Genomic DNA, 11511 nt, shown 5'->3' on the forward strand with positions numbered 1-11511 from the left:
GGGATAGTTCAATTAAGTGTGTCTGGGTTAGTTATTACTCTATCGCAAGGCGTAGCCTTGCGACGAGCGCGCGATCCGCGCCGCACAGTCGGAGGCCGAAGGCCGGAGACTGCGCGGCGCGGATCGCGCGCTGCCATTTTTAGCTTGGCCCCATGTGCTTGGTTACCCGATCCCCATACAGCTTAACCAGATCGCGCTGGATGGCCTTCCAGCCATACGCCTGTTTGCGCCACGACTTCTCGTTATGCATTAGGCTCAGGTACACCTGCTTCATCAAGGCCGTATCTGATGCCCAGGCAGCCTTGCCCTTGATGAGTTTACGGATGATTCGGTGGACGGCTTCCACGGGGTTGGTCGTATAGATCATTCGACGTAGGGCTATCGGGAAGTCTAGGAAGGCCATCAGCTCATCCCAATCACGACGCCAACTGACGACGATACTGCTGTACTTGTGACCCCACTCTACCTCAAAAGCCTCTAGGGCTGTTGCTGCTGCCTCCTGAGTGTCCGCCTTGTAAACCGCCTTCAAACCTCTTACCACCGCCTTCATGTCCTTGTCATCTACGAAGCGCGTGGTGTTGCGCATCTTATGCACCAGGCACTTCTGGACCACCGTGGCCGGGAAGACATCATTCATCGCCTCACTAAAGCCCGTCAAGTCATCCGTGCAGAAGACTAAAACGTCCTCGACGCCACGAAACTTTAAGTCCTCAAGTACCAGTCCCCATTGGTTAGCACCCTCATTTTCAGACATATACATGCCCAATAGGTCCCGATTACCGTGACCGTCAACAGAGTAAACAGTGTAGAACGCACGGCTGGAGTACTTGCCCTCGTGGCGGACTTTGAAATGGATCGCATCCATGTAAATTACGGCATAGAACTCTAAAAGTCGGCGGTTACGCCACTCTTGAATGACTGGAAGTACCTGGTCCGTAATGGCCGATATCTTGCCCGCCGAAATGTCCACCCCAAACATCGTCTGGAGCAACCGCTTAATGTCCTCAACCGAATTACCCTGCGCATACAGAGCTAGTATCTGCGTGTCCAAACCACTCGATAGCTCTCGCTCTCGCTTGGGTACTAGCTGGGGCTCAAAGGTCCCCTGCCGGTCCCGCGGCGTACGGATCGACAAGGGGCCAGCTTCGGAAAGAATCGTCTTGTCGGTGTAGCCGTTACGCTTGTTCTCCTCCCCTTGGGCTCTCGTCTCAGCAACATGGCCTAGGACCTCGCCGTCCAGGGCGGCATTAACCATCGTCTGGAGCAGATGAGCAAACGGGCTACCTTGCTCTAGTAGGGGTTTACGCGAGTAAAGCTGCTCGTGCATCTGCCGGAACTGCTCAGGATCGCTGAACAACTCTTCCAGCGTGGGATTTTTACTTTTCTTTGCCATAAATCACGAATCTAAGTTGTGTGAATGTAGACACACTTAGATGAACAGTCTCATGCGTGAATGCGTGAATGGCTGCCGCACGGGACACGCTGCCGCACCGAACAGTCTACCGCGCTTCATTTCAAGGTCAATCACTACAGAACTACAGAACTACTGAACTACTGAACTATGAACTACTGAACTACCCAACTCCCCTGGCAAACCTATCTTTGCCCCACCGCGTTACACCAGCGGTTCAAAAGTTCCGCAGGCTCGGTCGTACCCTACCCGGGTGGCTGGTTTGCTTTTCCTCGCTAGTAGCCCCGCTTATGCTACCCAACTCCATGCTTTATCACCTGGGCAGGTACACCTTGCTGCTGAAGTCGACCGTAGCGCGGCCGGAGCGTTTTTCGATGTACTACAAGGAAACGATGCGGCAGATGGATGCTATTGGGGTCGGTTCGGTCTTCATTGTGCTCCTCATCTCAGTCTTTATTGGTATGGTGACGGCGGTGCAGTTTGCGGACCAGCTGGGGGACAGCTTCATTCCCTCCTACTACATCGGCTACATTGTGCGGGACATCACCATCATCGAGATGGCCCCGACGATCACCTGTTTGGTGTTGGCCGGCAAGGTCGGCTCCAACCTGGCGGCGGAGATTGGCGGGATGCGGCAAAAAGAACACATCGACGCCATGGAAATCATGGGCGTCAATACGGCGGCTTACCTCGTCATGCCGAAGCTGATTGCCGCCGTGCTGGTGATTCCGCTGCTGGTGGCCATCTCGGCCTTCGTCAGCATCATCGGCGGCTACATCGCTACGGTGCTGCCGGGGGATCTCTCGCATACGGAATACGTGCTCGGCCTGCGGTCCTTCTTCGTGCCGCGCTACGTCTTCATCATGTTCGTGAAGGCCGCCGTTTTTGCGTTTTTGCTGACTTCGGTGAGTTGCTATTTTGGCTACTACGTCCGGGGCGGCAGCATCGAACTGGGGGAGGCCAGTACGAGTGCCGTGGTGGTCTCCAACGTATTGATCCTGCTCTTCGATTTCATCATCGCCCTCCTCCTCACCTAAGCCCCGGCAGCCGCAATGATTCGTACGGAAAACATCACCAAATCCTTCGGGGAAAATGAAGTCCTCAAGGGCATCACCACCGAATTTTACACGGGCAAGCCCAATCTCATCATCGGATCTTCCGGAGCGGGGAAAACCGTGTTGCTGAAACTGCTCATCGGCCTGTTCGAGCCCAGCTCCGGGACGGTCTACTACGGCGATACCGACCTGTTTTCGCTCACGCCGAAGGAGTTGCGGACCGTCCGGATGAAAGTAGGCATGCTCTTCCAAGGCAACGCCCTGTTTGACTCCATGACGGTGGAGGAAAACATCCGCTTCCCGATGGACATGTTCACCCGCATGACGGCCAAGGAAAAAAGCGCCCGCGTGGATGAGTGCCTCGAAATGGTCAACATGGAAGGCATCAACAAACGCTACCCCAGCGAAGTCTCGGGGGGCATGCAGAAGCGCGTCGGCATCGCCCGGGCAATGGTGCTGGAACCCGAGTACCTGTTCTGCGACGAGCCCAACTCCGGCCTTGACCCCCAAACCTCGATCCTCATCGATGAACTGATCTGTGACCTGACCACCCGCAACAACATCACCACCGTGATCAATACCCACGACATGAATTCCGTGATGGGGATTGGCGACAACATCCTGCTCCTGAAAAACGGCCTCGTTGCCTGGCGGGGCGACAAAAGCCAGGTTCTGGAAAGCGACAACCAGACGCTGGAGGACTTTATCTTTGCCAGCCCGTTCCTGCGACGCTTGCGGACGGATGCTTTGAAGTTGCGCAACGGGTAGGCAGGTGCTTTTTCCGCTGCGCGGTTTTTTTTCACCACTAAGAGCGTGTCTAAATTTTTACTTCCTGATAACCAAGCACTTATGAACCTGGCGTCACAAAAAATGGCTTACGTAGTCCACTATGCGCGCAATTTTTTGTCTAGCCAGAACCATAAGTCATTGATTATCAGTTCTTAAAAATTTTAGACACGCTCTAAGGCATTGAGATTTGTTTGGGTGAAGGTCTGGCAGGCGGTTGGCGTTCCTTGCTCCTTATGTTGCTTACCTTGCACCTGCGGCCGCGCCCTGAATCACCTTACGCTGATGGCGGCCTACTAAAAAAACTCCTGTGCTTTATGAAGACTATTGTCCCCGCCTGCTTTTCCCTGCTCTGCCTCGTCATTGGCATCAGCGCCTGTGAGGTGGAGACCGAATTCGTGACGGGAGAATCCGTGGAGTTGCGCTTCAGTACCGATACGCTGACCTTCGATACGGTCTTTACCGCCCGGGGTTCGGCGACGCGGCTGATGAAGGTGTACAACGATGCGGAACAGCCGGTGATGATTGACCGCATCCGGGTGGAGGGTGCCAGCGGGGTAAATTTTATTTTCAACGTAGACGGCACGCAGGGGCCGACGGCGGAGGACATCATCATTTGGGGCAACGACAGCATTTTCGTCTTCGTGGAGGTGGAGGTGGACCCGACGGAGCCGGAGAATGTGAGTCCTTTCATCGTCGACGACCGGCTCATCTTCGAGACCGGGACGGTACAGGAAGAGGTGGTCCTGCTGGCCTTCGGGCAGAATGCGAACTACCTCAATGGCTTCAACCGGGGCAGTTTTGCGCGCATCAGTTGCGACAATGCGGTGGTTACGCTGCCGCAGGATTTGCCGACCGTCATTTACGGTTCGCTCTTCATTGACAGTTGTACGGTGCGGGCGCTGGCGGGCACGCGGATTTACTTCCACGGCGGCGTCCAGCGCAACGAGCAGGTGGGCGGCAATGGATTTTTCAACGACGGATTCCTCTTCACCCAGCCCAACGGGCGGATTGAGTTGCTCGGCACCCTGGAAAACCCCGTCATCCTGCGCACCGACCGCCTGGAAGCGGAATTCCAGGACGAGCCCGCCAAGTACCGGGGCCTGATATTGGGTCCTGGCAGCACCGGCAACCGCCTGGAATACACCCAGCTGCTCAACGCGATTGTAGGCATTACGGTCGATAGCCTGGCCGAGGTGACCGTAAGCAACAGCACCATTGCCTTTTCGGGTGGTCCGGCGATCTCCGCCTACCAGGCCCGGGTGACGGTGAGCAACTCCGTTTTTCACTCCAATTTCGGCAACGCCATCCAATTCATCAAGGGTGGTAGCCTGACCATGGACCACAGCACCATCGCCAACTACGGCGTGGACGCCAGCGGCCTGGTCCTCACGAATTTCAACTGCGACGAAAACGGGGAGAATTGCCTGGCCGCGCCCTTCCGTGCCCGCATCAGCAACTCCATCATCAGTGGCTCGCGGGGCAATGAGCTGATCTTTCTGGACATCTTCAACGGCGACGAACCCGGCGGCTTCGACGTGCGGATCGACAACTCGGTGGTGCGTACCGACCAGGATTTTCTCGATTCCCAGGATGGGCTGTTTGCCGATTTCTACACCGCCATTTGCCGCGGCTGCCATAACCTGAACTTCAGCGATCCCCTTTTCCTGTCGTTAGAGATGGACGATTACCGATTGGATACGATGAGCGTGGCGCGCGATCTGGGGGTTTTCCTGCCCGCCTTCCCCGTTGACATTCTCGGTAAGCCGCGTGAGGGGGGGATGGTGGATGCGGGGGCTTTTGAGTTTTAGGGGGGGGGGTGCTTTGGGGTGAGGGGGAGAACTACCCGGAACCGCACAAAACGGAGTGGTATTTTCGCCAAAAGTTAAAGTCTGCAAAAAACTACGGAAAGAAGATATTTTTGTCTTTCTCTTTCACCCTTGTGTGAGCTTGTAGCCTTTTGACAATTGCCACCTGCTGAAACCCGGACCGCCTAAAATATTTTAGTCAGTTTGGCTTCAGATTGCGGACATTTTATTGTCAAAGGCTTCGCTGCGCACTCCAATACACCTGACGATGTCTAATAAGTGGCCTCTTGCTCTAATTCTCCTTCTACTGTGCCCGGTCGTGCTCTTTGGCCAGGAAACCTTTCGGAAATTCATTGGCTTACCAGACCCTTGGGGGGACGAAAACCTAGAGGCCATTGCCCTCTCGGAAACCAGAGTAATTGCCTTAGCTATTGCCGACCGGCCAACCACGCGCGAGCAAAATTTTGCGCTTTATTACTTCGATAAAACCACTGGAGTGCTGCAGGATAGTGTGTATCATCCTTTCCTTCCCACCCACAGTTGTCCCATCTACACGGTAGCCAGCAATGCCACTGGGGAGCTTGCGGTTGTCCGGGAGATCAACCGTGATACTTTTGAGTTTACCATCTACGGAATCGATGGCGCGGAAGTGGCCAAGTGGCGCAACTTTAGAGAACCCTTCCGGGGTGAAATCGGCCAATTGCTGCTCCTCGATGATTCCAGCGTAGTCTATACCCAGAGTAGTTGTTTTGACTGCGGTGGCCCAACGGATTTGGTCCGCAAAACCGTGAATGGGGAAGAACTGTGGCGGCAAAATTCCTTCAACTCCAGCCAAAACGTAGTTTATGATCTGTTGCAGTCTCCCGAGGGCGATCTGTACGTCTTGGGCTCGGTGGGCGACCGGGGAAGCATTGCCAAATTCAGCAGCGATGGAGAGCTGGCTTGGGAAGTCAGCCCCTCTAACGTTTTTGCCGGTGAGAATGGGGAATTTACCCGCTTCAACAAGGGAGTCTTTATTGGTCCGAACAATGATTTGGCCATCATTGGCACTACCCTTTTCATCAGTAATCTTTTCTTACGCTTAGATGCGAATGGGGAAGTTGTGGGGGCTTTTAGCCGGGAGATCGGGGGGGAAATAGACAAAAACTCCCAACTTTCGAGTAGTGGAGACACCCTTATCTTGTCCGAACTTTCCAATATCACCCGGAGACATCAGGTCTTCACAATGACCAGTGTGCTTACCCCGGTTAGCAATTTGAACGGGCAGTTTTCTAGGGTATACAAAAGTTACCTCCTGGAAGGGAATAGCCTCTACGCAGCAACCTTCTTTTCTTCTCCCCCCGGCAACAACCTCAACATCTTTAAATACCAATTTACCCGCCCCGGAACGGTGGCTTGGCAAATCGATTACGGAAACACAGACTTTTTCAACTTAGACTACGCCAGCCGAGCAATTGCCTTACCCGACGAAAGCTTTCTTGTAGTGGGCAGGCTCTCTCCCGACGGACTCATCAGCGAGCAATTACTGTTCCACTTTAACGCCGACGGGACGGAGCGGTGGCGAAGCGCCTTTGACAGCGCTGAGGCGGAAGGAATTTCCTTACAAGATATGCTCTTGGCTCCGAATGGAGACGTGATCATTAACTACCTAAAAAATCAGTCGGGCCGCTCGTTTGTCGCCCGATTTTCCCAAGTTGGCGAAATACTGTGGCAATACGAGCTTGGCGCATTGTCTATTGCCAATCCCGCAGTGCGCAACACGCTTTTCACCCTACCCGATGGGCGAATAGTGGCCGCGATATTCGCCGCCGAGGCTGGCCGTACGCATCAGCTGAAATTTACTTTCCTTTCTCCCGATGGTGAATTCCTGGAAAGTCAATACTTGGTGGGTTTTACTTCCGGGAGTAGCTACTCGGTAGCCGCGCTGGCAAATGGAAAAATTCTGCTAACCGGAACCTGGCGGAATACGCAAGAACTCACCGCCGGCGAATACGACCCCGAAACGGGCAGCCTGGTTTGGTCTCGCCCCTTAGCCGCGAATCCCTCGCTCCGTAATTTTGTTGCTCCCCAACTGTGGGAGCCCCTCTCGGCCTCCTATTTTTTACTCAGCACGGAAATTGACACGGTTGATTTTGGCCACGACCTGTGGTTGACGAATCTGGCAGCCGATGGTACGGTGATACGGCGAGAAGAAATTGGCCGCACCAGAGAGGGGAATTCGCGCAGTGTGCTGCAATTGACACAAGCGGGAGAATTATTCATCACCTACAGCGCACCCATCCCCGGCACACCCGGCCCCTACGAATATTTTCAATACAACGTGGAATGGCGAAATCCCGCCAACTATGCGGTTACTGCACAAGGAAGCATCCGCAACCCCTTCGGCTTTCTGGGCATTAACGACGTTCAGCCAGTCGGCACCGATGCCCTGCTGCTGGTAGGAATGGGAGAGTCGTCGCCACGCGGGGGCTGGGACATTATGCTCATCCGCACTACCCAAGATCAACTTGTCGCACTGGGCAACCCGGGCTCCGCACTGGCCTTAGGGGCGGACCTTTACCCCAATCCCAGCACCGGCCACACTACGGCTCGCATCACTACTCCCACTAGCAGCCCGCTTTACTGGCAGCTGTATTCTGCGGCTGGGCAAACGGTTGCGAAAGGCACCGCAGCGGCGGCCCAAGTGCATACCCTATCGCTTGATCTCACGGCCCAGCGTCCGGGCCTCTATTTGCTTTACGCTAGGGACGGGTCTGGGCGGAGTGTGGTTCAGAAGATATTGCTTGCCAGAGGGGAATGATGTGGGGTGGGGCGCTACACATAGGTAGAAAATCGCCAGTCAAATGCCGAGACCAAGGGATTGCCTTTCTTGTTGTCAGTGCCAACCTGCCGATGCCCTTGGAAGGAATTTTTATCATATTTTTTGGGATTCGCACGAAATTAAGGGCAAATGACAACAATCAGCAGCAATCTCAAAAACCTCTGGTGGTTCAGTACTGTACTCACCCTGATTATTGCCCCTTTACTTGTTAGTATCTACGACGGAAGAAAAGGTTGGGCGTACATAGTACTGATCGGCTACGTTTCCATAATTATTAAAACGTGCTTCAATCGGATCGCTTATGAAATTCAGCTGAACGAGCTTACACTTACAGCAAGCATTATGCGGGGCCCTTTCCGAATCGATACTGAGACCTACCCCATATCAGAGTTGCGAATTTGGCACAGATTAGACTCCGTATCTGACGGCGGCACCGTAGACAAACGGCTCGACATCTCGAATGATCAAGGAACCTTGTTGTTTTACCTGACCACCAGTTTGGGAGCGTGGGATGAAGATAAGATTTTAGTTGTGAAGCAGCATATTATGGAAAGTACCAAACCCGCCGTTACTAGGAAGGAGGATTAAAGCCAACGTAGCATTTCGTCTGAATTAGGATTTATTGGATTTTAAGATGGAGAAGATCGTAGCACATACCACCCAAGCCCCACCCAACGTTTATCCTGCAAACCTGGCCAGTCGCTTGAACTTCTCTACCTCCACAGCCAATTTCTTGGGGGCCACCCACCTCACCTACGACGCCCGCGGCAACAAACTCGCCCAGGAGGCCCCCGGCACCCTCCGCCGCGACTACCTCTCCGGCATCGAACTGGCCGACGGCGCACCCGAAAGCATCTACCACCCCGAAGGCCGCGCCCTCCGCGAAGGCGGACAGTGGAAGTATGAGTACGTCATTAGAGACCACTTGGGAAATACCCGCATCGTCTTCCGCCCCGACGTAGGAGAAGACACCCCTACCCCACTGACTACCCTGGCCTACTACCCCTTCGGAATGGAAATCGGGGGGCTCTCTGCGGGAGGGGCGGGGTATCCTTATCAGTATAATGGGAAGGAGTTTAGTGCTGGGGTGGGGTGGTATGATTATGGCTTAAGAAATTACGATCCAGCGATTGGGCGATGGCTACAAGTTGATCCTCAGGCTGAAAAATACACCAGCCACTCTGGCTACAACTACGTTCTCAATAATCCTCTCCTCAATATTGATCCCAACGGTGATACTGTTAGAGTATACTCGGAAACTATTAGCTCAACCGGTCACATCGCACGTCACTCATATATTAGAGCAACTACTAAAACACAAGATGTCATAATTGAACTGTGGGGCCAAGACCCTGAAACTACGAGCCGCCCCACTGGAGTCCCCCGAGTCGATGATGTAGAAAGCTCAGATCAAGTTTTGGGACGAAGCAATGTATTAGAGCATGATGTTGAGCGTCCAGAAGGTGTTCCAGAGGGGGATGAATCATTTGAAGATCAATTAATTTTACTGGGTAGCTTTTTTAAAGAGCATACTACTTCGACGGATTCAGATGGTAAAGAAAAAAACGATTATGTTCACTTGCCTGATTACCAAGCCTTTGGACCAAATTCTAATGGCTACGTCAAAGCTCTTCTTGAATTAGCTGGTGGATCAGTAAACTTGTCTTGGCGAGCAGTTGCTAAGGGAGATACGCAAGTTTATAATGAAAAAATAAAGGAAAAAGGAATTTCAAAACTTGTAAATAAAAAGAATTAATATGTTTACAACTGTCATCAAGGCGCTAGTAAGCTGTGGCGTAGTCCTCCTTACCATCATGCTTACTGTATCTAGCAATGGTGAGTTAGCATCAATAGCGTCTCTCTTATATGCATTTTTTTTCACTGCTACAACGGAAGTAGATAATTATATATCAAGAGTATTTTTTTTGACCTTAGTCTTCGTTTCCGTTTTTGCGATACATTTCCTTTTCAAGAACAAGACGGTGACACTAGGAACTATGATCTTGTATATACTTTTGAGTATCCCATTCTTTTCTATGCAAGGAGTCTGAAGGATCCCATTTTGTCTGAATTAGGATTTTTATGATTTGAAGATGGGGAAGATAGTAGCACACACCCCCATCTTTCTTGGTGCCCTTGTCTCCCGCCGTCACTGGCACGGAGGTAAAAAGCCATCCTCCCAGCGCATCCTGTAAATCCTCAAATCCAATTAATCCTAATTCAGACAAGAAACCAGCCGCCCCCATACGCATAAACCAAGACCCCAAAGATTTAAAGACAGCAAAGACCAAAGCACATACCACCCCACCCCCACCCAGCGTTTATCCCGCAAACCTGGCCAGTCGCTTGAACTTCTCTACCTCCACAGCCAATTTCTTGGGGGCCACCCACCTCACCTACGACGCCCGCGGCACCAAACTCGCCCAGGAGGCCCCCGGCACCCTCCGCCGCGACTACCTCTCCGGCATCGAACTGGCCGACGGCGCACCCGAAAGCATCTACCACCCCGAAGGCCGCGCCCTCCTAGAAAGCGGACAGTGGAAATATGAATATGTCATTAGGGACCATCCGCGTTGTTTGGGGAAGGGGCCCCAAACAAAAGCTACGCGTGTTGTCTTCCGCCCCGACGCAGGAGAAGACACCCCTACCCCACTGAATACCCTGGCCTACTACCCCTTCGGGATGGAAATCGGAGGGCTCTCTGCGGGCGGGGCTGGGTATCCTTATCAGTATAATGGGAAGGAGTTGAATGCTGGGGTGGGGTGGTATGATTATGGGGCTCGGTGGTATGATGCGGGGATTGGGAGGTGGAATGGGGTGGATCCGTTGGCGGGAGATTATGCGGCATGGAGCCCGTACAACTATGTTCTTGGGAACCCATTAGCAAATATTGATCCTGACGGAAGTAGTGTCTATATTACAACAGGGGATGGAACAATTTATCAAATAGATATTGGCACAGAAGATAAAGACTACTTTTTCTTGAATGATCAAGAAGGAAAAACTCATTTTCTTGGTGAGTTCGAAAAAAATGACAATGGACTCATTCAACTTCCCTCTAGTTTTGAGTATACCAGTAATGAAGGTGCCATATTCGGGAAAGGGGAAAATTCTCGATTGGATATTGATTTCAGGTTTGAAGTAAAAAGCGGAAATGAATATCGATCTTATATCCGCGGAGACGCTCTTGCCGCGCTACTTGGAGCTTTAGCAGAAACTAATACCCGAGATTTAACAATAGTGGGATTTAGTAATAGCGACGGTAGCTCCCCCAGCCCTAGTTCATCTCACAAAGATGGCAAGAATGGCGATTTAAGATATTTACGTACGGATCGAACTGGGGATGCCGTATTACTGCAAGATGCAGAACTAGATGCTAACCGACAAAATAAATTCAATGATAACCTTTACAAGTTTGGTTGGAAAAACATGCTTTCAGAAAATTACGTCCCTTATGGGGAGACTACCACGACTAGATTAAGGCGAACCAGCCACTTTAATAAAACAAGGCATCACAATCATCTTCACTTGCAAGGGGCGTTGTTGCATGAAGATTTTGGGTAAAGCTTACGCTGCGGTTATTACAAATTAATCAATTTTAATTTTAGAAATTGGCATACCAAAGGCTGT

The 11511-nt window shown here is 52.2% G+C and carries 9 protein-coding genes; 7 read left to right on the forward strand and 2 right to left on the reverse strand.

Translation table 11 applies throughout. The annotated features are described in order from the left end of the window. Positions 1-139: 139 nt before the first annotated feature. Positions 140-1393: an IS256 family transposase gene (locus tag H9S92_RS03240; protein ID WP_187465088.1), complete on the reverse strand. Its 1254-nt coding sequence runs from the start codon at positions 1391-1393 to the stop codon at positions 140-142. 323 nt (positions 1394-1716) lie between these two features. Here H9S92_RS03240 and H9S92_RS03245 point away from each other — a divergent pair, with 323 nt between their 5' ends. From H9S92_RS03245 to H9S92_RS03255, 3 genes are all read left to right on the forward strand, one after another. Continuing rightward, a complete protein-coding gene (locus H9S92_RS03245; RefSeq protein ID WP_187465292.1) occupies positions 1717-2448 on the forward strand; it encodes an MlaE family ABC transporter permease in 732 nt (243 codons plus the stop codon). Between the two features lie 15 nt (positions 2449-2463). Continuing rightward, positions 2464-3234 carry an ABC transporter ATP-binding protein gene (locus tag H9S92_RS03250; RefSeq protein WP_187465286.1) on the forward strand — a complete coding sequence of 257 codons (771 nt, stop codon included), beginning with the start codon at positions 2464-2466 and terminating at the stop codon, positions 3232-3234. 335 nt (positions 3235-3569) lie between these two features. Next, positions 3570-5063 (forward strand): right-handed parallel beta-helix repeat-containing protein, encoded by a 1494-nt coding sequence (locus H9S92_RS03255; protein WP_187465287.1) that lies wholly within the window; start codon positions 3570-3572, stop codon positions 5061-5063. A gap of 421 nt (positions 5064-5484) precedes the next feature. Here H9S92_RS03255 and H9S92_RS03260 read toward each other — a convergent pair whose 3' ends face one another. Beyond that, positions 5485-5895, reverse strand: coding sequence for a hypothetical protein (locus tag H9S92_RS03260; RefSeq protein ID WP_187465288.1), 411 nt, complete (start codon positions 5893-5895; stop codon positions 5485-5487). Between the two features lie 198 nt (positions 5896-6093). Here H9S92_RS03260 and H9S92_RS03265 point away from each other — a divergent pair, with 198 nt between their 5' ends. The 4 genes from H9S92_RS03265 (at position 6094) to H9S92_RS03280 (ending at position 11445) form a co-directional block, all read left to right on the forward strand. Continuing rightward, complete coding sequence (locus H9S92_RS03265) at positions 6094-7860, forward strand: T9SS type A sorting domain-containing protein (RefSeq protein ID WP_222935955.1); 1767 nt, start codon at positions 6094-6096, stop codon at positions 7858-7860. A 150-nt stretch (positions 7861-8010) separates the two neighbouring features. Further along, positions 8011-8469, forward strand: coding sequence for a hypothetical protein (locus H9S92_RS03270; protein WP_187465290.1), 459 nt, complete (start codon positions 8011-8013; stop codon positions 8467-8469). A 115-nt stretch (positions 8470-8584) separates the two neighbouring features. Next, positions 8585-9637: an RHS repeat-associated core domain-containing protein gene (locus H9S92_RS03275; protein ID WP_187465291.1), complete on the forward strand. Its 1053-nt coding sequence runs from the start codon at positions 8585-8587 to the stop codon at positions 9635-9637. Between the two features lie 590 nt (positions 9638-10227). Continuing rightward, on the forward strand, positions 10228-11445 hold the full coding sequence (locus H9S92_RS03280) for an RHS repeat-associated core domain-containing protein (RefSeq protein WP_222935956.1): 1218 nt from the start codon (positions 10228-10230) through the stop codon (positions 11443-11445). The last annotated feature ends 66 nt before the right edge of the window (positions 11446-11511 follow it).

Origin of the sequence: Neolewinella lacunae (assembly GCF_014349155.1) — a bacterium.
In the GTDB taxonomy this organism is placed as follows: domain Bacteria; phylum Bacteroidota; class Bacteroidia; order Chitinophagales; family Saprospiraceae; genus Neolewinella; species Neolewinella lacunae.